We start from the raw sequence: 21,219 nt of genomic DNA on the forward strand, positions 1-21,219 counted from the left end.
TAGCGTGTACATTTAAGTCTTTTTTGGCCTTGGCATCCATTATGGTGTGGCTTGCTTGAGTTTGAAGACACGCCCTAATTAGGTTCAAAAAAAGGTCATGCCTTACAGAAGTTCGCTTCTGCACAGGCATGACCTTTTTGGATGTTCAGTATGTTGCCAGTTGTATTGCAATGACTGTGCGATACATCAGGCTGAGATTCTATATGTGATAAGACCGCTCTAATTCAACTCCACGGTGTCCATGAATGAAACAACATATCCATCCTCAACTTGTTCACTGTAGTTATACCTGATTTTCTAATTTCAATAGTACGGTAAAAGGGTTAACGCCGTAAGCGCAAATAACGGGAGCACCAGTCGGTTAAACCGTCTACGGCCATAACCATAATACGGATAAGGAGTAGGGTACCCGTATCCTGGATAAAATCCGCGGGTATGACCTATTGGATAGTTCGCTCCCGGCATTGCATTTGGAGCCCAGTTTGCATGATTCACCATGGCTTCTGGTCCAACGGGAACGGCCAAATAAATCATTTCATCATCCACGTTTTCCATAATGCCATCATAGTGCATGCCATCATTCATCTGCACACATACATAACGGTGCATGTGTTCCTTGCATACTTTCTTCGCTTCCACCTTTTCCACTTGCCAACGCCTCCTCGAATCTGCTCTTGATCACCTTTTCATGGTATTCAGAACTGGGCGAATTGACACTACGGGGAAAAAGTCAAAAAAAAGAAGCACCCCGTGAGCGGCTTCCTTGGAAGGCTGCTGCGCGGACATCTATTCAGGAAACGTCCTGATCAGATGTCCGCCGGGGTACTTAAATAAAGTTTGTCGGCTTAACTGTAGTATAACAGCGGGATGAACCTGTATCTGTGATGTAACTCACTCCGCTATGTTATAAAAGCAAGAAAAGAAATATTTTTACAATAATCATATTCCGTGATAGTGCGTGTTCAAAAAGGGCGGTTTCTATGATTTATATTGCTTCCACGTTGCCCTCTACAAGGTCTCCAAGACCACACGTGAGCCGTTTCCGGCTTCACCTGCCGGAATCACCACAAGTTTGCGCGGCAAGCGTGCACGCAGTTCAGGCACGTGACTGATTACACCGACAGCCAATCGGTCGTCATGCAGTTTTTCCAGCGACGTAATGACGGTATCCAACAACTCCGGGTCAAGTGTACCGAATCCTTCATCCAGGAAGAAGAATTGAAGGGGGTACTGACCTCGTAGCTGAATCTGGGCCGACAGCGCCAACGCCAGTGACAATGAAGTCAAAAACGTCTCGCCACCTGACAACGTTGATACCGGTCGTTTGACTCCCCCGTTAGCATCATCACAGATCACAAAACCACCACCGGAGTCCACCTCCAGTGAATAACGCTGTTTGGTCAGGAAGCGCAGACGCTGAGATGCCGCATGACTAACCTGCATCAGTTGTTCTTCGGCAATATACTCGACAAAAGCATTGCCTCTGAACGCGGATTGCAATTTGCTGAGCAGCTCACCTTGACGACTTACCTCCACCCGCTTGTTCTCCAGTTCGGTCCAGCGAACATGTCGCTGCTCCACATCCTCCAGATCACGTTCTGCGCGTGCTTTGGCACGAAGGGCAGCTTCATCCTCAATCCGGACCTGCTGCAAACGTTCGGTGCAGGCTAACCACTGTTCTTCCGATACAACAGCACCACCCAGCTTTTGTTCCAGTTCACGCAATTGGGATGCCAGTTCACGCTCACGTTCACGGTGCTGCTGGATCTGCTCTGCCAGTCGTTCTGCTTCCTGGGAAGGAATCGCCGCAGACACAACGGCATCATCTGAGTCGAACGGGGATTGTTCTAGCAATTGCTTCCACCGTTCCTGTGCCTGTTGCAGATGTTCTGTGGCCGAGGCGGCTGCCTGCTGAGCCATGACATCTTTCTTCGCTGATTCCTGCTTCAACGTATCCGCTTCTTTGAAGCGTTGTGCCGAGTCCGAAGCTGTTTTCCGCAGTCCATCCAGACGAGCCTGAGCCGCAATAATCAGATCTTCTACCCGCTGCTCCCCAACCCACTGGCGCAAGCGTTCTTCCTTCTCGGCCAGCTGTTTGCTATTGCCCTGCCACTGCGTTTGCCACTGGATCAGTTGTTTGTCCAATTCAACCAGCTTCTGCTGGAGAGATTGGATGATCTGGTCTTTTTCCTCAAGGAACGTCACGCTTTTGTTCAGACGTTCCTTGATGTCTTCGGCGCGCGCATCGCGCTCCTGCATCGCCTGATAGAGGGCCTTGGCCTCCTCCTGAGCGATGCCCGGCAGTTCTGTGGCCCAGCGGCCCTGCAAAGCAGCCGCTGTGGCCTCGCTCTCGGCCAGCTTGCGCTCCGCCTGGGCGAGCCCGGCACGGCCGGCCTCCTGCGCAGCTGCCGCTTCCATGCGGCGCTGCTGCGCGCCCACAGCCGCCTGCTGCAACGCGGCGGCTTCGGTCTGGAGCGGCGCTGCTGCGTCAGCCAGCGCCAGCGCGGCTTCGCGCAGCGCAGCGGCACGCGATGCCCAGCCTGCCGGGGAGCGCCCGTGTTCGGGCGACCCGGCGGGCTCGGGCTCCGCTGCCGCAGGCGCGGCCTCGGCTGCGGCCGGAGCTTCGCCGGCCGCAGCGCCAAGCTGCGTCAGCAGGCTGCGACGTTCGTGCAGCTGCTGGCGCAGCCCAAAGCGCAGCTCCTGCAGCTCCGCGTGCAGGCTGCGCAGCAGTTCCAGGTCCGCATCGCCTGCGTGCGGACCTTCTCCCGGCGGCGCAGCCGGGAGCGGGTGATGCGGCGAGCCGCACACCGGGCATGGCTCGCCGCCCTTCAGCTCGGCGCGCAAAGCGGAGGACAGCCGGTGCAGCTCCTGCTCCCGCATTGTGCCACGCAGCTGTTCCTCCGCAAGGGCCAGCAGGCTCTGTTCGCGACTGATGTCCTGCTCACAGGCAAGCAAGGCCTCGAGACCTGCTGACGCCTGTTCTACCAAGTGCTGACGCTGATCACTCAGGCGTGTTTCTTCCTCAGCCGCCGCCTTCAGCTTGTCGGCTCCCTGTTCTGCCGACTGCTTATAGGCTTGCATGTCAGCCTTGTTTTGCTGCAGCTGCTCCGCGGCAGTATCCACACGATGCTTCAGTTCAAGCGCAGCCTGAATCTGCCTGCGTTCTTCTGACTTCACTTCATTCGGCTTGAGGCTCTCCTGTAGTTCCTCACGCCGTTTGCGCCCGCGCTGCTGCAACTCCTTTTCTTTCTCAAGCTGCTGTGCCAGCGCAGTCTGTTCGCCCTGTCCCTGTTCCAGAAGCTGCGCGAGGCGCGAGCAATCGGCTTGAAGTCCGTCCCGTTCCCGTTGCAGCTCTTTCGCTTGTTCGAGTTGCTCCAGGCGCAGCAGCAGTTTCGGTTCTTCCTCGGCCATTTGCGCACGTGCCGTCTCGGCCTTCTCCGCTTCCTGAACGGACAGACGCTCATGTTCCAATGCTTGCTGATGAGCTGACTCCGCGGTATCCTGCCGCTGCTTCTGCGTAGCCTTGGCGTCTTGAACCGTCTGCAACGCAGGCAGTATTGCATCTGCCGCAACGGATTGTTTCAGCCGTTGTTCGCCTGCCTCAACCTGTGGTTCCAGTGCTTTCAGCTTCTGTTGCTCATCCGTACGGGCTTGCCGTTCGTTACTTAGCTCACGGATTTTACCCAGCTGTTCGGCTTCCTTCGCAGCTTCATCCAGCGCTTTGCGGGACAATTCAGACTGCTGAACAGCAGTTTGAAGAAGACGTTTCGTTTCTTCCAGCGTCTCCTTACTGGCATTGCCCAGTCCCTGTTGCTCCGCAGCAAGAGATTGGTGAACCATATCATTATCCTTGACCCGCCGGCTTAATTTGATGGCCAACTGATCCCCATACTTCTCCAGATGGAACAATCGTTGCAGCATCTGGCGGCGTTCACTGCCTTTGAGTGACAAAAACTCGGCAAACTTCCCTTGCGGAAGCACCACTGCACGTGTAAAATCATCCATCTTCAAACCGATCACATCTTCAACGCAGCGATTCACATCTGCCAATTTGTCGGCAAGTACCTGTTCTTCGCCATTGACCGTCTCTATGAATTTGCTGATCGTGTTACTCACCGACACTTCATTATTCCGTTTGAAACGTCGCTCTACGCGAAACCTTCGAGTGCCCTCCGCTGACATCAGTTCGAATGTAAAAGCAACCGACAACGAATCTTCTGCGTGGTTCATAATCCCTTGCGTGCCGTTCACCGCACGTTCCACTTTTCCGTACATGGCGAGTGTGATGGCATCGAGCAAAGAAGATTTACCACTGCCCGTTGGACCGAAAATACCGAATAGACCCGTTTCCGTCAAGACGGTAAAATCAATTTCCTGCATCTCCCGATAGCTTTGTAGTCCGGCAACTTTTAATAAAATGGGCTTCATCTTTCCTCAACCTCCTCACGCACACCCGGCTCGTCTTCATCCACAAGTTCCAGGAAAAGCTTCACCAGGCTGTCTTCCGGTTGTGCACCACCGGTCTGACGCTGATAGAATTTGCGGAACAGTTCGTGTACCGGCAGCTCGGATCGTTGCTCCAAAAGTCCTGCTGCAGCCATCTCGGGGTACACGGGGCGAATATGAATAATACCCTCATGTGATTTTCGCAGCTGCTGAATCTCCTTCAGCGACATCGCCTCATCCAGCCACACTTCCATGTCGATAAAAGCCTGCGGATCACGTCCCTCATCCAGCCAACGATATACTTCTGCCAGACCACCACGTGCCTGCCAACGCACAAGCGGACGCCCAGACGTTAACAAAACTTCCTCTACCTGTGCCACTCCGCCCGGTGCCAGATCAACCATCGTGACAGACTTGCTCTGCCCCGCTTCCGAGAAGCTGTAGGCCAGCGGAGAACCGCTATATCGAATCACACCGTCTCCTTTGACAACCTGTGCACGATGAAGATGCCCAAGCGCTGTGTATTGCGCACCAGTCGATAATGACGAAGGGTCTACCGTGTAGGCCCCACCGATCTGAATCGGACGTTCCGAATCACTCTCAAGTCCACCGAGCACATAGATATGGCTCATGGCCAAGTTCACGGTATCCGGGCGGAAAGAAGCTGCCAGACGCTGCATTAACATGCCCACCCGGTGACTGTATGCCTGACGAAGCACATTTTCGTCCCCATCCGTGGTCAGCAATTCATTCAATCTCGCTTCAGAAGGATAAGGTAATGCAGCAATCTGTGCAGTCTCTCCGGTTCTCTTTGCATGGATGGTTACCGCTTCTGAAGTAGGCATCCCTACGAGTGTAATGCCCTGTCTGTTCACAAGTGGAGTCACAGAAGCTACACGTTCTGGCTGATCATGATTCCCTGCAATCACCACGAGAGGTCTTCCATGCTCCGTCAGACGTGCTGCCGCTTCATAAAAAAGTTGTTCCGCCGCTGCGGGAGGATTCACGGAATCATACACATCTCCGGCCATCAATATGGCATCCGCCTGCTGCTCATCAGCCAGTCTGACGAGTTCATCAACGAAATCTTCCTGTTCACGCAGTCGGCTTCGTCCTTCCAGCGTTTTTCCCAAATGCCAGTCCCCTGTATGCAAAATACGCATCGTCCGTTCCACCCCTCTCCCATATGAAATCCATGGTTTTTAATTCCGATCCAGTTCTCTTACAATTCCACTGCATGTCCACCATCAAAAAAGTACAGCCATTTCCGGTCAACTTTCCGACCCAATATATCTTCAATGGCCCGTCCATACAGATCTAGCTGGAAGCGATAATTTTTGGTGAGTTCAACCAAACCACCACGATGCTCCGATACCCGATCCGTCTTGTAATCAAGCAAAACAAGCTCGCCGTCCACCTCATACAGACAATCGATAATCCCCTGTACAAGCACGGTTTCATTTTCAATCGTTGCCTGCATTTTGCTATCTTCATTTATTATCTGCATATCTGAGTTCGCCGCCCGTTCATGTAGCCATTCCACAGGAGACTGATGTGCCGGAAGTCCATACACAAACGGAATTTCCCGTTTCACCCACGCTGCACGCAATAATTCTTTCCCTGGTTCTGTATTGAAAAATCCGGACAGTTCTTCAGGTTCGATAGCCGCAGCATGATGGGGCAGCAAAATCTGAAGCTTAATCAACCGCTCAATCGTCTGTTCAATAAGCTGTGAATCAACAGATGATCCATCTATAGGAAGATGCTGCATCAACGTATGATACACGTTCCCCCGTTCTGCCCCTGTCAACTGCGTTGCCTCCATGAATTTGGGACGACGCAGGTGCAGTTTGAAAGACGTACCTGCAGATCCCGCATCCGGAAGGTTCACCGTACCGTTTGAATCTGTCCATGATCCAGTCTCACGCTCGTTAGATTCATCGGATACGCCACGTAGTACATGACCTGCTTCATCTTTGGTGTAATTGATTCCTGGGTTGTTGTGAGCCAATAATTTCTCGGACTGTTCTCCCAGTTCCTCCATCACCTCTACAGACTGGATATCCTGCATCGCAAGTAACGTTTTCAACTCCGTGACAGATGTACTGGCTGCTACTTGAGTTGCTGCTTCATAGGGGTACGTCCATGAAAGTCGCTGATCAACCTCGTGGATCAGCTGTGTCTCCTCTAGTTGAAGAGCTACTGTATCGGCACCTTCATCTTCAATGTTTTGGTTATCCGTATCTTGTGCACTCTTCGTCAGCTCATCTACCGTTGAGGATGTAACCAACTTCACGGGTTGAACCGCTTTTAGCGCAGCAATTCGCTCTTTCCGAACCGCAGTCATCCCGTCTTCTTCTCCGAGTGTCTGATCCACCACATGGTCACGGGATACCTGATCGGCAGAAACAATAGAAATCGCCCATCGTGATTGATCATCTGCAAGACAAGCTGAGAACGAATCATTGCTTCCAGCAAGTTCACGCAGCACAGCCGCATCTGGATGTCTCATCAGGGATGGTCCAATCCAGTCCAGGTAACTCCGTCCGGCAGCCAGCAGATAGTCTGGCAATGCCAGTTCAGGGCTGTCTTTAACCTGAGACCACGCCAGTGCTTTTTTCGATGCATCTTTTACGGTACCTAGCAGAATCATTTTCTCTTTGGGACGAGTCAACGCAACATACAGCACACGCATCTCTTCAGCAAGCAGTTCAAATTGCGCCCGACGACGAATCGCCAGATTGGCTAATGTAGGATAGGCAACCCTGTTCTCACGATCTACAAACCTCGGGCCAAATCCCAGTTCCTTATGCATTAGAAACGGTGCGTTCAAATCCTGCTGATTAAACATCTTGGATATGCCACCGACAAAGACAATTGGAAACTCCAGACCTTTACTCCGGTGAATCGTCATGATCCGTACGGCGTTGTCCTGCTCACCAGAGCTACTTGCTACAGTCCCGAGGTCTCCCCCGTTTTCCCGCAGTCTGGAAACATAGGTCAGGAAACGGAACAAGCCGCGATTCGCAGTTGATTCCTCATATTGTCGTGCGCGATCGTACAATGCCTTAAGATTACTTTGACGTTGCAGCCCTCCTGGAAGACCAGCAACCCAGTCCAAATACCCGGTTTCCCGATACATACGCCAGATCAGTTCACTTAAACTGCCTTGCCTTGCCTCAAGTCTCCACTGCTGCAATTGACGCATAAAACGAATTAACTTTTGCTGCAACTCTGAGCCTGAGATCTCCGTTATGCCCAGATCCTCACTTGCATGTCCCGCAACACCAGCATCTTGAATCCCATCTGTATACACATCAAATTCGTATACATCGTCCAGAAGCTCTGCCTCAACAGAAGCTGCTGTCTCCCGCTGTCCCTGTTCCATCTCTGACCAGGCTTCCGGCCACTGCAACTGGACCATATTGGAATCAGGATGATTATCCTGCCGGGATTGTTGTACAGCATTAGTGGAGGAATCGCTCCAATCTCCCGCAGCCGATATAACCGCATCATAGAATGACTGTCTTTTGTCACCAAGCCGAATCTGTGCCAGCTCTTCTTCATCCAGTCCGACAATCGGAGAACGAAGCACGGAAGCGAGCGGAATATCCTGCCTTGGATTATCAACAAGCTGAAGCAGAGACATCATGATTTCCACTTCTGTAGCCTGAAAATAGCCCTTGCTCTGTTCTCCTCCAGCAGGAATTCCCTGCTGTCTGAATTCCTCAATCATGAGTGGAGCCCACATCAAGGTCGAACGCAGCAAGATGACCATGTCACCATAACGTGCCGGGCGCATCGTTTGCAGGGATTTGTCATATACATGGAGGGCAGGTTTGTCCGTATCCCCAACCATCTCACGAATACGCCTCGCGATCGCCCGCGCTTCCAACTGGGCCGTTTCAAGTTCGGCACTCTCCAGTTCTGCGGAGACCGATGAATCCCCGTTCTCATCCGTACTCTCTGTCAGATCAGGGCCACCGCCCTGACGATCAATCAGCATGAGTTCAGGTGTATACGCCTCATCGCCAAGCGTCTCAGACGGGAACGTAGCCCCATATGCCAATTGAGCTCGTTCATCGTAAGCAATCTCTGCCACACCTTCGTTCATCAGTTGGCGGAATATCATATTGACTGAATGCACGACTTCCGCACGACTGCGGAAATTCCGTGCAAGATCAATACGTTGCCCCGTTCGATTCATGCGATCTTCATCGTTTCCGTCCTCACGTGTGCTCGCTCCATACTGGCGATACTTGTTCATAAACAGACCTGGCTCAGCCAACCGGAAACGATAGATACTCTGCTTGACATCACCGACCATGAATCGGTTACCCGGGTTTTCTCTGGAGATGAGCTTCACGATATCTTCCTGAACCGTATTGGTATCCTGATATTCATCAAGCAACACTTCATCGAATCGCGAACGGTACTCCATAGCCGCATCGGAAGGCATCGACAGTTCAGGCGTTGAATCCTCATGTCGCAAAATGTGAAGACAGTAATGCTCCAGATCACTGAAGTCAACTTGCCCACGTTCCTGTTTGGCCTGTCGATAACGTTCTCCAAATGTACTAACCAACCTCGACAGTTCCTGCATGAGTGGTGCGGCCTGCTCCAGCTCCTGCCAGAACGAAAACGCAGTTCTTCCGAATAATGAGCCTTTCAGGTCGGTAACTGCCTTTTTCGCTGCCTCACGGAGTTCCTTCACCTGATCCTGTAAAGCAGGGTCTGTCTGATCCTTTTTGCAGGGTTTCAGTTTGCCAAATGTAGCGGGTTGAAACACTTCAGGCAACCTCTCCCATGGCATAACTTGGGCCGCAGATAACAGCTCTTCCACCATCACCAGGTCTTCTTTTAACGTATCTGCATAAGGTGCCGGACCTTCAGGCTGCATGGAAATATGAATGCCTTGACGGAGCAGTCCTGCTGCACCACTTAGAGCAAGAGCCGCATCACGCAAAATACTCTGAACCCATGCTGAATGTCCAAGTGCCTCTACACTTTCCACCTGAAAAGCAGATGCCATCTCTGAGAGCCAATGATCCGGCCAGGAGTGACTGCGGGAGAAGTCATACAATCGTTGCACCAGTCGATGCATGGCATCATCGTTTCGTTCTCCACTGAACCAATCCACCAATTCGCGGAATGTACTCCCTTCATCTTCTTCGCCGTACTTTTCCTCAAATAGTTCTTCAAGTAGTTCCTGGCGCATAATTTCCGCTTCATTTTCATTCAAGATACGGAAAGCCGGGTTCAACGGAATTTGCTGATAATAACGGCGAATGACTTCCATACAGAATGAATGCAGCGTTGTAATAGATGCCCGTCCAAGCAGCGACAGCTGCTTACGCAGATGCTCTTCTCCTGGCTGTTCTTCAAGCGCACGTTCCAGCGCTTCCCGAATCCGTTGTTTCATCTCGGCGGCGGCGGCTTTGGTAAACGTAGCTACAAGCAAGCGATCCACACTGAATCCTTGGGAGGGATCGGCGATCTTGCGAATAATTCGTTCAACCAGTACGGCTGTCTTGCCTGATCCCGCCGCAGCCGCAACCAGGATGTCTTCTCCGCTTTCGGAGATCGCACTCCACTGGTCATCACTCCAGAAGCTGCCTTCCGGTTTTGGCATACTCGTCATGATGTTTCCCCTCCCTTGGTGTGAGATAACATATCCCAGATTTGCTGTTTGCCCGGTTTGGACAACAGGTTGTATTCATTTCCTTCTATATTCTCATCAAACTGACAAACAGGCTTATACGGACAGAACGTACACGCCACTTCCTGCTGAATACGATAAGGCTCAATGGCCACATCCCCATCTGTAATCCGGGTACCAATCTCGCGGATATTACTGCGAACCGAAGCAAGCAGCGTATCCCATTGCTCTGGCGTAGCTACAGCGGCGCTGCTATAAAAGCTTCCGTCCGCCTTAAGGGCAACTGGAATAATGGCTGAATACCCCTTATCCAGGGTGTTATCCATTTGAGCGATTGCGTCCCGATCCGCCAGCAGCAAACCTTTCATTTTGAACCGTTTCAGCAGTTCTTGTCCTGCCTGCTCTGATGTCATGCCGTTTGCGGATTGCAACAGCGGGTTATGCACATGGAAATACAACGTTCCTCCCGGCATCGCCGTTTCCCCAAGCCATTCTTCGGAAGCACTAAGCAGCACCTCCAGATAGGTGAGCATTTGCAATGACAGACCATAGTACACTTCATGTAACTTGAGGTCCGTCTGGCTTGATTTATAGTCAATGACACGCAGGAGCAGACCATTTTCTCCTTCTGCGACATCTACACGGTCAATTCGACCCACGATCTCCATCACACAGCCGTTTTCCAGTTCAAAACGTAGTGGCGGCAGCGTTTTATCCGGTCCAAAATCAAGCTCCAATCCAATCGGTTCAAAACTTCCGCGTCTGGACTGTTCACCAAGAATAACGGATGCCCGGCTAACGATGTCCTTCAATTTGCGGAAAATATAACCGTATCGCTTGGTGCTTAGCAAAATCTCCCCTTGCAGTTGTGGTGCAATCTGCTCCACGGTTTGCTCGGCTTCCTTACGGCATTGATCTGGAGTCAAACTGCCCCAACTACGATTTTCTTCGCGCAACCGCATAGCCAGCTGGCTTAGTGCAGCATGAAACAGCTGTCCGATATCAGGAGCCTGAAGGCGATACAATTGCCGTTCTTTGAGGCGCAGCCCATGCGAAGCAAAATGGGAGAACGGACAAGCTACGAAACGCTCCATTCGCGAGACACTCGTCCTCACCTCTGTGCCATACAGTCTGCGACTGGTAGTTGTACGTAGTGGTAATGCTCTATTACGATAAAAGATCGATCCCATCAACCGCTCCAGCTGAGGTCTGCTTGTCTCTCGAGTTACATGCCAATTGTAGACCGCCCACCACATTTCAGGAATGTCTTCTCCACGGCGCCATTTGCGCAATTGTCCAATGAGCGCAGACAGACTTTGACCCGGATGGGTGACATAGGACCAATGAGCTTCTTCCGAGTTCGCAACCGGTGGTTGAGCCAGCAATGGCTGTTCTTGTAGACCAAACATTTTCCGTACATGACGGACAATCTCGGAAGGAAGCAGTGCTTTCCCCTCATCATCAGCAACCGGGTAACTCAGCCACAACTGGCTGCTTGCCGCTGTAAGTGCTGTATATATTAGAAAACGTTCATCCAGCATTTTCCTCGTTGCACCTGGTCCAAGCGCCACGCCTCTTTCTGTCAGCAACGATCTTTCCAGCTCCGTTAATACGCCATCATCCTGAGGTACGGCGGGCAATTCACCATCAACTGCACCAAGGACAAATACGTATTTGATGTCCTGAAGACGTGTACGGTCCATGGAACCGACCAATACCTGATCAAGTGCTGGTGGTACCAGACCCAGCTTCAATTCGGTCAATCCGGTCTCGATCATTCCAGCAAACAGCGTGATATCCAGCCGTTCATTCCCCATCATATCTACCATCTGATCCAATAGATCCAACACAGCTCCCCACATCTGCCGATGTTCTCTCGACCGTTCGGGGTCACCTTGCGCCTTAGCTTCAGTAGACATGTTCTCCAGCTTCCATGGGATCTCAGCATCTTCCAGCAGTCTGTATAGTGCCTCGCACTGGGCTTTGGCTGTCTTTGCCTTCTTTATTCGTTTCTCAAAAACACCCAAGGAATCTGTAATGACCGTTCGGCAGCTCTCCATTAAAGAAAGCATCTGGTCCCGTCCTCGACTACGTCCATCCTGACCGTTGTCTTCCAGCGATAAGCTAGGAACATACTTCCACGGTTTGCCGTCAGTCCAGCGATATCCATGAATACCACACGCCAGTGCATAATTCTCAAGCTGGTCCATATCTTCACGGGTGATGGAACCATCACGTGGAAGCAGCAGGTCCGTTTTGACACAGCGAAATACATCCTCGTAACGCCAGTGGCGCCGAACAATATCCAGTGCGGAACGGATAAACTCAGATAATGGATGATGAAGTTCATTTCTTCTGCGGTCCAGAAAGACGGGTACGCCATAATCCCTGAATAACGGTTCAGCTATATCAGCGTAGGTATCCAACTGACGAACAAGTACCGCCATATCCCGATAACGCGCACCTTCGTTTTGCGCCAGACGCCGCATCTCACGCAGTGCTCCCTCCATCTCAGCTCGTCGGTTCTCCGCTGCAACCAGTCGGATTCCGGAATCAAGGCCTTCACTTTTCCAACGAATTCGGCGGTCGAAGCCAGCTTCCAGATGAGCAAGTCCCGGACGATCCTTATATCTGGGTGGAATCTCCGAATCTAGCACGGTTATATCGCTCGTTACACCCAGTTCGTCAGCCATCCCTTTCAGGCGCGCATAGGCACTTGCCGTGGGATAGAACAGTTCCAGTTCTCCAGGCAGTGCGCCGTGATCATAAGGACAATCCAATGTCAGTGCAATCGTCACGGAAGAGGACTGCAACATCAGCCTACCGATCACACTCATCTCCTGTGGTGTGAATCCCTGAAAACCATCAATCCAGATCTGGGCATCCTGCAGCAATGCACTTTCCGACAAACGATCTGTCAGCTCGGTCAACGTGTCTTCATCATCAATATATAATTCGGTCAGTTCCTGTTCATAGTCACGATATATTAGATTCAAGTCATGTAGCTTATCTTCCAGAATTGGCGAAGAGGATGAAGTATTCCATCCAGACAGCCCTTCTTCCAGTGATGATGGATCAACTTCATAACGTTTAAATTCACTATATAAGTCATTTAATTCGCCTATAAAACCTAGCTGGCTGCCGGATGCACCAAACAGCCTCAATTCTTCCTTACGGCGCTGAATTACTTTATAGAGCAGCATCTTTTTGCCTTCGGCTCCGATCGGAATACGAGCAGAACCACCTGCTTCTTGCATTACACGATAGGCTAAACGGCGAAAGCCGAGCACTTCTGCACGCATCGTACCTTTAATTGCTCCAGAAGACACCAATGCCTGCTCCGTTCGAAAAGAACTCTGTTCCGGAACGAGTAAAATCAAAGGTTTACCTTGCGGCTCCTTTTGAAGCAGGGATGTAATTTCCCGGGTAATCAGCGAGCTTTTGCCGCTGCCTGCCCGACCAATAATAAAACGAACGGACATGTCTAATCCTCCAAACCACACGTACAAGATTTTAATTCCCAGTATAACATATCTGACTTGGTTCGGAACATACGTTTGCCACTATCCGGTAAAACCGGATATCATCTCCGTTAACACAGCAAAACAGCAAAAAGCCCGCAGCTATCACACTGTGGACTTTTGACTTGATCTATACTTAATTGGAACGGAAATCATACGATTAATTCTTTTTACTGCGCACTTCGAAAATAGCAAATTTCAGGTAATGTCCTTCATCCACGCCCAAAATTTGCGGGTGGTCCTTACCGGCTGCCTTCCAGTCGATTAGACGCAGCACTTTGCCTGCATCTTCTGCTGCATCCGCAATCGTGTCCAGGAAGAGGTCTGGACGCATGTGATACGAACAGCTGGCTGTTACCAAATATCCGCCCTCATTAACCAGTTTCATTCCTTGCAGGTTGATATCCTTATATCCACGGCACGCACCTTTAACTGCTGATTTCGTTTTGGCAAACGCCGGGGGATCGAGGATGACCACATCAAATGTTTTACCGCCAGCTGCAAGGGCTTTGGATGTATCTACTTTCTGTTCGGCAGCACGCGCACGTGCAGTACGTTCATCCAGTCCTTTCACCTGTTCACGCAAGTACTGGAATGCATCGGCAACTACGAATTCGACCCGGTCGGTAAAACCGTTCAACTCCACATTTGTTCGTGCACTCTCAATGGCATGCTCCGAAATATCAAGACAAGTCACTTTTTTAGCTCCATACTTGCAGGCATTTAACGTAAAGCTGCCCGTGTGAGAGAAGCACTCCAGTACAGTCGCACCATCCCAATAAGGGAATGTAACTACCTTACCGCTTTTATTCACAGGCAAGAGTTGCTCTGTGCCATCCTGCTCGGTCTGTTGCAGTGTAATTCCACTCTTATAGCCCCAACCCTTCATGAGCGGTTCGATCGCTGCACGATTCTCACGTTGGTCGAAGAAGTAACCTGTCTTTTGTCCTTCCACGATGTCCACTTTAATGAGTAGTCCGTTCTCTGTAACAGTGACATGACGTGGGCACTCCCCGTACAGCGGACCTTTGGTCTGCTCCAATCCTTCCAGTTCACGAATCGAGACATCACTGCGCTCATAGATGCCTTCCGGCTGCATTACTTCAATGAGTGCCTGTACAATGGCTTCACGGCAACGATCCATGCCAAGTGTAAGCAACTGTACAACGAGGATGCTACCGAAACGGTCAACGATCAATCCTGGTAGAAAATCTGCTTCGCCGTAAACGAGACGGTATGCCTCTCCATCCTGGATAAAACGTTCCCGGTGACGCAAGCAATCGCGGAAACGAGCTGCAAAGAACGCCGTGTCCATCTGTTCGGACTCCAGCGGTTGATACGCTACAACCCTTACAGTGATCTGAGATGCGGGATTGTAATAACCTGTCGCCAGATAGCGACCTTGATGATTCAATACATTGACCAGATCTCCCGGTTCCGGGTTTCCGTCAACAGAGGCAATTTCGTTGTTAAATATCCATGGATGTGCATGTTCAAGCCGCTTTTTGCGACTGCGTTCGAGTGTAACTGATGGCAAGGTAGATCCACTTCTTTCATAGTTAGTTGAAAAGATAGGTTTTGTGCAAAGGAGACGCTACGGCGACGAATTGTTCCTCTGATCGCTGTTATCCCCAGATTTTTTTTTGATTCCCTTTCTTAAAGGGAAAATCCGGGGATAAAGGCGAGCGCTTCGCTTCTTCGGTAACAATTTCGTCTTCTTCGCTACACTTGCACGAATCACCGTATCTTTCGAATTGGGGTGGGGCAATTAAGACGCTTCATTGACGAATTGTTACTTCGCTCGCTTTATTTAAATAACGTAAGGGTTTTGGATTGGTATCTGATCGCTGCTATTCTTTTTTCGGGACTCCCTACTCAAAAAAGTCTTAAATAACCGCCACACACACGTGTGGTTCGCTTCCTCAGATTTGATTCATCTCTCCGCTACGTTTGCACGAATCACCGTTGCTTCCCTCTGAATTCCTTTAGGCTTGTCATGGTTGTCTTTGTTTACTCATAGGATGAGTTAAGGAACCGGACGGAAGGAATGATGTTTCTATGTTTAGAGATGTTATATTGCCCTTACTCTATGGGCTTATTATCTTTTTTGGTGGCATGAAGCTGATGGAAACGGCCTTGCAGCGCATGGCTGGACCTATGCTGGCAGGTTGGCTCAATCGGGCTACCTCTGCTCCATGGAAAGGCATGGCTTTCAGTGCGGGTGCAACAGCCCTGTTGCAGAGTAGTACTGCGGTCACCGTACTCACCATTGGACTGGCTAATGCTCGGTTACTTACCTATGGACGCACACTCGGCATCATCCTCGGCACTAACATCGGGACATGTCTGACGACGGAGCTGGTGGGACTGCAGATCGGACGTGCTTCACTGCCTCTACTCATCCTGTCGCTGACGGGCTGGGCCATGTTTGTTGTACTTGGTGAACGTAATCTGGCTGCTCCTGAACGCACGCGTCAGACTCTGTTTAACATCCAGTACAGCTTCCTCGCAGCTGCGGGATTTGCACTTGTTATGACAGGCATTCAGGTGATGCAATCCATTGCCTTGCCCTTGCGTAGCATGGGCGTATTTCAATGGTTTCTCGACCGCTCGGCCGACAGCTTGTGGTGGGGCTTCCTGGCAGGTGCATGTCTTACCGCACTTATTCACAGTAGCGCAGCTGTCATTAGTATGGCGATTACGCTCGCAGCCACAGGGGTATTACCTGTGGAGATCGGCATCGCCATTGTGATCGGGTCCAACGTAGGGACCTGCATCACCGCCGTGATCGCTGCCGCGGGCGGAGCATCCGCAGGCAAATTTGTTGCAGCCTCCCATGTTGTATTAAATATTGCGGGAGCGCTGCTGTTTATGCCGCTGATCGGCCAGCTGCATGCAGCTTCGGCCTGGCTGTCAGCGGACAACGGGGCACAGATTGCGCATGCCCAGACCCTTTTTAACATCACCAGTTCACTGCTTGCTTTGCCGTTCTGTTACTTGCCAATCTGGCACAAAAAACCACCGGTCCACGCCCCCGCGGCGAAGTCACCCGTGGCTTGATGATCTGCCTATCCAGACCTGCAGAACGTGTGCGCTAACTGGACAAGACAACCACTCGTTATACGTTAATGCCCAACTTGTTCAGTGCTACGCGCAAGATGTCATCGTTATTATCATATCCGCTCTGCTGCTGTCTGGACCATGCTTCTTCCGGAGCATACCAATCCACACCCTTGATCTCTTCAATCTGAGGCTGTAAATCACCACTCTCGGCTTCAACAAGATAGTAATGGACTTCCTTATCTACCGGACCGAACTCTGCATGTTGGTACGTATATGCAATGATATCAACTGGCTCCACAATACGACCCACCATACCCGTCTCTTCCAGAATCTCACGCAGTGCCGTCTGTTCAATTGTTTCTCCATCTTCCATTTTGCCCTTGGCGAGAGTCGTTTTACCATAACGATCTACGATAAGCTGAATTTGAAGACCTCCGTCTTCCCCTGTTCTATAGACAACTCCGCCTGCTGAAATTTCTTTTTTGTTCATCGTGCTCTCCCCCATCGACTTCGATATCTTATTTTTTTGCAAAAGAAGGACCTCATCTCCCGGGTAAGCTCCCCAAGGAAATGAAATCCTTGTTTCTGACGCCTCGATTACATCGCGGCGGACTTAAGATTCTCTTCCAACACACGTACCAGCGTAGCCTGACTCTCGTTGACGCCGGCTTTAACCACTTTGACTCGGCACACTTTACCGACCATATCCATGCTTCCGTCAAAGACCAGCTGAATGTAGTTGTCGCTATAACCGTGCAGCTTGCCACTTCCCTCGCGGCCTTTGGCTTCACCTTCAGGAATGACATCGAGTACCTGTCCGACAAACTGCTCAGCGTACTCCAGCTGCATCTGCTCGGACAAGTCAATCAGTTCATGCACACGTGCATTTTTGACCTCTTCGTCCACCTGATCTTCCATTCGTGCTGCTGGTGTACCCGTACGCTTGGAATAAGGGAATACGTGCATTTCGGAGAAACCGATTTTCCGAATCAACTCATAGCCATTACGGTACATCTCATCCGTCTCACCCGGAAATCCAACAATAATGTCAGTCGTAATCGCCACATCTGGCATCGCTTCCCGAATGCGAAGCATTTTGTTGTAGAACTCTTCTGTCGTATATTTGCGACGCATGCGTTTCAATACTGTATCATCCCCGGCTTGCAGCGGAATATGGAAGTGACGGACGAGTTTGTCCGAACGTTTGATCACGTCGAGCATGCGGTCATCGATCTGACTCGCTTCAATCGAGCTGATTCGAATACGCTCCAGACCCTCTACTTTATCCAAATCCCACAGCAGATCGGTCAGATCATAGTTCTCCATGTCATCCCCATACCCACCTGTATGAATACCAGTCAGAACAATCTCCTTGTATCCAGAGTGTACGAGTTGATGCGCTTGTTGAACAATGCTGTTCGCTTCCCGGCTGCGTGAGAGACCACGAGACCACGGAATAATGCAGAACGTACAGAAGTTGTTGCAACCATCCTGAATCTTCAGGAACGCGCGGGTACGGTCAGCAAAATCCGGTACGTCCATTTCTTCAAATACACGGGTTTTCATAATATTACGCACCGCGTTAACCGGTTGACGGGACTCCTGAATTTCATTAACATATGGCAAAATCTTGTCACGGTCCTGTGTACCGATAACCAGATCCACGCCAGGGATGTCCAGAATCTCTGCCGGAGAAGTCTGCGCATAGCAGCCTGTAACGGCCACAATGGCCTCCGGGTTGCGCCGAATGGCACGACGAATAATTTGACGGCTCTTTTTGTCGCCGGTATTGGTTACTGTACAAGTATTAATCAAGTATACATCCGCTGTCTGTTCATCAAAGTCCACTTGATCGTATCCTTCGTTTTTGAACAATTGCCAAATCGCCTCTGTATCATAGAAATTAACTTTGCAGCCTAAGGTGTAAAACGCCACGGATGGCATAATTACATTCCTCCCATTTCTCCGGATTCATATAGCACACAAGTTAGTGCTGCCATCCCTGCTGTCTCAGCACGCAAAATGCGTTTGCCCAGTCCAACAGATACAGCACCTGCCTGATCAGCTTCTGCCGTCTCCTTCTCAGAAAATCCACCTTCCGGTCCAACAACGATCAATACTTCTGCACTTGCACCAGGTGCAAGCTGCTCAACAAACGGTTTCAGCGCATCTCTCAGCTGTTTACCGTTTTCTTTCTCATAACAATAACATACCAGGCTATAGCCCTCAAAAGAAGATAACAGCCCTTTCCAGGAAAGCGGCTGCTCAACGGATGGAATGCGATTCCGGTGACTCTGTTCGGCAGCTTCCTTGGCAATTTTCCGCCACCGCTCCAAACGTTTGCCTTCTTTCTTGGCATCATATTGTACAATCGTACGTTCTGATAGGAAGGGTACAAATGATACCGCCCCAATCTCAGTACATCTCTGGATAACGGTCTCCATCTTGTCGCCTTTGGGCAAACTCTGTGCCACGGTTACGCGAATCCGCGCTTCATGGTCCATAACCAAAGGTTCTACAATATTGGCCGTAACTTGGCCAGCTTCAATCGTCTCAATCTCCACGAGTGCTTCTCTGGAGTTTCCGTCACTGACAATCAGTTTATCTCCAGGTTTACCACGCATAACCTTGCCGATATGGCGTGCATCATCACCTGTGATGATCACAGCGTGTTCATTAAACTGTTCTGCAGATACAAAATATCGCTGCATAAGTCAATCCACCCATTCTGTCCTGTTATGATTGGAATTCACCCCGCCTGTTCGCAGGCATGAATCCAATCGCCACAGATGATCATACAACTTTTACATGTTTCTGACCAGTATATCCGTCCAAAACACGATACGCTTTTAGCGATATAATTCAATAATCACCTTTGCCAGATCCACATACATCGTTTGCGCAAACTCATACAAAGGTTGAATCGTTACATTTTGCAACGGAGGAATAACAAGAATCAATAAGAAAATAAAAATGGACCATTGCTCCACACCTTGCAGCTTGCGGCTGATTGAAGGTGGCAGTACATCCTCTAGAATCCGATAACCATCCAACGGGGGCAACGGAATCAAGTTAAACAGGAACAGGAAAAAGTTTGTTAAGTTAAAGATAGCGAAGAACGTCGTAATTGCTGTCAGTAGCCGCTCATTATCAATCCCGCCGAGTGCTCCTGAACCAACAAGTGACGCATAGATGATTGTACCGATGATCGCGAGCAACAGGTTGCTCAGAGGCCCTGCTGCGGATACGATTATGCCCATCAATCTAGGCTTGTCGAAGTTAGCCCGATTAACCGGAACCGGACGTGCCCAACCGAAGCCGGCAATAATGAGAAGGAGCACACCAAACAGGTCAAAATGCACAACCGGATTCAGTGTAACCCGACCCAACAGCTTGGCTGTCGGATCACCGAATTTGTTGGCGAAATACGCATGCGAGAATTCATGCACCGTAAAAGCGATCAGAATGGTCAGCAGGAAAAACGGAAGCTGATCGATCGGATAACGAAAGAACGAATTCCAAAAGTCCATACGTTACCCCTTTCTGGCTACAAACGCCAGCCAATCCTCATCACGATGGATCGCACTCACTTCAAACCCGGAGGCTACCAGTGCATCATGTACAACCTGCTCTTTGTTCTTCCAAATGCCTGATACAATATAGGTGCCACCCGACTCAAGCGCATTATAGACATCGTCTACGAACAACAAAATGATCTCAGCCAGAATGTTCGCCACGACAACCTTAACTGGCAGTTGCACACCAAGCGCAGGGTCCTGACTCCCAAGGACGGACAACAGATCACTCTCTTTAACCGTAATTTGTTGCTCCAGCCCATTCAGTTCCACATTCTCCCTGGCGCTGATTACTGCAACCGGATCAAGATCCAGCGCCAGTACATGTTTTGCCCCAAGTTTTATAGCTCCGATAGCCAAAATACCCGAACCTGTACCTACGTCAATAACTTCCTCGCCGCCTTGAATAACCGTTTCCAGTGTGCGCAAGCAGAGGGAGGTCGTTGGGTGGGTTCCTGTACCAAAAGCCATGCCTGGATCAAGCTCAATTATTTTCTCATCCGGACTTTCTGGCGTATACTCTTCCCACGTTGGTTTGATCGTCAGACGTTCCGATACACGTACCGGCTTGAAATATTGCTTCCAGGCCGTTGCCCAGTCATCCTCGTCCACTGTACGCGTCTCATAACGAACCTCACCTGTATCAATTCCGAATTCGGAGAGTTCCTCGATTCTCGGATGAACTTCTGACTGTAATTCAGCCATATCTGTACCTTCGGAGAAGTATCCTTTGATGACTGCAAAGCCTTCAGGAATATCATTCAAAGGAACGTCGTATAACTCACCATACGTTGTGTCCCGTTTTTTATTTAAAGTACCGGACTCTTCAATCGAAACCCCTCCAGCACCCGCTTCATGTAAAAAATTCGAAATCATCTCCACAGCTTCTTCTGTGGTATGTATTGTTAGTTCATGCCATAACATACTTGGTTTTTCCTCCTCATTTTTCAAACAT

The 21,219-nt window shown here is 50.3% G+C and carries 12 protein-coding genes; 1 reads left to right on the forward strand and 11 read right to left on the reverse strand.

Annotated features, from left to right (window positions below):
* Positions 1-303: 303 nt before the first annotated feature.
* The 6 genes from HF638_RS16425 to HF638_RS16450 all read right to left on the reverse strand — a co-directional run bounded on the left by HF638_RS16425 (position 304) and on the right by HF638_RS16450 (position 15,163).
* The gene (locus HF638_RS16425) at positions 304-648 is read right to left on the reverse strand and encodes a hypothetical protein (RefSeq protein WP_169481169.1); all 345 of its coding nucleotides are present in this window, start codon (positions 646-648) and stop codon (positions 304-306) included.
* Between the two features lie 360 nt (positions 649-1,008).
* Positions 1,009-4,428 carry an SbcC/MukB-like Walker B domain-containing protein gene (locus tag HF638_RS16430; RefSeq protein ID WP_169481170.1) on the reverse strand — a complete coding sequence of 1,140 codons (3,420 nt, stop codon included), beginning with the start codon at positions 4,426-4,428 and terminating at the stop codon, positions 1,009-1,011.
* Entirely contained in the window at positions 4,425-5,609 is a 1,185-nt protein-coding gene (locus tag HF638_RS16435) for an exonuclease SbcCD subunit D (RefSeq protein ID WP_169481171.1), read from the reverse strand. Before HF638_RS16435 ends, HF638_RS16430 begins: the two co-directional genes overlap by 4 nt.
* A gap of 59 nt (positions 5,610-5,668) precedes the next feature.
* Positions 5,669-10,087, reverse strand: coding sequence for a helicase-exonuclease AddAB subunit AddA (gene addA / locus HF638_RS16440; protein ID WP_169481172.1), 4,419 nt, complete (start codon positions 10,085-10,087; stop codon positions 5,669-5,671).
* Entirely contained in the window at positions 10,084-13,587 is a 3,504-nt protein-coding gene (gene addB / locus HF638_RS16445) for a helicase-exonuclease AddAB subunit AddB (protein ID WP_169481173.1), read from the reverse strand. Before addB ends, addA begins: the two co-directional genes overlap by 4 nt.
* A 199-nt stretch (positions 13,588-13,786) precedes the next feature.
* Positions 13,787-15,163 (reverse strand): class I SAM-dependent rRNA methyltransferase, encoded by a 1,377-nt coding sequence (locus HF638_RS16450; RefSeq protein WP_169481174.1) that lies wholly within the window; start codon positions 15,161-15,163, stop codon positions 13,787-13,789.
* 521 nt (positions 15,164-15,684) lie between these two features.
* Here HF638_RS16450 and HF638_RS16455 point away from each other — a divergent pair.
* Positions 15,685-16,686 carry a Na/Pi cotransporter family protein gene (locus HF638_RS16455; RefSeq protein ID WP_169481175.1) on the forward strand — a complete coding sequence of 334 codons (1,002 nt, stop codon included), beginning with the start codon at positions 15,685-15,687 and terminating at the stop codon, positions 16,684-16,686.
* Positions 16,687-16,744: 58 nt separating this feature from the next.
* Here the strand turns inward: HF638_RS16455 and HF638_RS16460 are convergent, their stop codons facing one another.
* The 5 genes from HF638_RS16460 to prmA all read right to left on the reverse strand — a co-directional run bounded on the left by HF638_RS16460 (position 16,745) and on the right by prmA (position 21,188).
* The gene (locus tag HF638_RS16460; protein WP_169481176.1) at positions 16,745-17,179 is read right to left on the reverse strand and encodes an NUDIX hydrolase; all 435 of its coding nucleotides are present in this window, start codon (positions 17,177-17,179) and stop codon (positions 16,745-16,747) included.
* Positions 17,180-17,286: 107 nt separating this feature from the next.
* Positions 17,287-18,633: a tRNA (N(6)-L-threonylcarbamoyladenosine(37)-C(2))-methylthiotransferase MtaB gene (gene mtaB / locus HF638_RS16465; protein WP_169481177.1), complete on the reverse strand. Its 1,347-nt coding sequence runs from the start codon at positions 18,631-18,633 to the stop codon at positions 17,287-17,289.
* 2 nt (positions 18,634-18,635) lie between these two features.
* Positions 18,636-19,400: an RsmE family RNA methyltransferase gene (locus HF638_RS16470; RefSeq protein WP_169481178.1), complete on the reverse strand. Its 765-nt coding sequence runs from the start codon at positions 19,398-19,400 to the stop codon at positions 18,636-18,638.
* A gap of 138 nt (positions 19,401-19,538) precedes the next feature.
* Entirely contained in the window at positions 19,539-20,219 is a 681-nt protein-coding gene (locus HF638_RS16475) for a site-2 protease family protein (protein ID WP_169481179.1), read from the reverse strand.
* A gap of 3 nt (positions 20,220-20,222) precedes the next feature.
* Positions 20,223-21,188 (reverse strand): 50S ribosomal protein L11 methyltransferase, encoded by a 966-nt coding sequence (gene prmA / locus HF638_RS16480; RefSeq protein WP_169481180.1) that lies wholly within the window; start codon positions 21,186-21,188, stop codon positions 20,223-20,225.
* Between the last annotated feature and the right edge of the window lie 31 nt (positions 21,189-21,219).

Origin of the sequence: Paenibacillus sp. SZ31, from assembly GCF_012912005.1 — a bacterium.
Lineage (GTDB): Bacteria > Bacillota > Bacilli > Paenibacillales > Paenibacillaceae > Paenibacillus.

Coding starts and splice junctions, on each gene's coding strand:
- prmA (WP_169481180.1), bottom strand. CDS start 21,188: ATGTTATGGCATGAACTAACAATACATACCACAGAAGAAGCTGTGGAG.
- mtaB (WP_169481177.1), bottom strand. CDS start 18,633: ATGCCATCCGTGGCGTTTTACACCTTAGGCTGCAAAGTTAATTTCTAT.
- HF638_RS16475 (WP_169481179.1), bottom strand. CDS start 20,219: ATGGACTTTTGGAATTCGTTCTTTCGTTATCCGATCGATCAGCTTCCG.
- addA (WP_169481172.1), bottom strand. CDS start 10,087: ATGACGAGTATGCCAAAACCGGAAGGCAGCTTCTGGAGTGATGACCAG.
- HF638_RS16455 (WP_169481175.1), top strand. CDS start 15,685: ATGTTTAGAGATGTTATATTGCCCTTACTCTATGGGCTTATTATCTTT.
- HF638_RS16435 (WP_169481171.1), bottom strand. CDS start 5,609: ATGCGTATTTTGCATACAGGGGACTGGCATTTGGGAAAAACGCTGGAA.
- HF638_RS16430 (WP_169481170.1), bottom strand. CDS start 4,428: ATGAAGCCCATTTTATTAAAAGTTGCCGGACTACAAAGCTATCGGGAG.
- addB (WP_169481173.1), bottom strand. CDS start 13,587: ATGTCCGTTCGTTTTATTATTGGTCGGGCAGGCAGCGGCAAAAGCTCG.
- HF638_RS16470 (WP_169481178.1), bottom strand. CDS start 19,400: ATGCAGCGATATTTTGTATCTGCAGAACAGTTTAATGAACACGCTGTG.
- HF638_RS16460 (WP_169481176.1), bottom strand. CDS start 17,179: ATGAACAAAAAAGAAATTTCAGCAGGCGGAGTTGTCTATAGAACAGGG.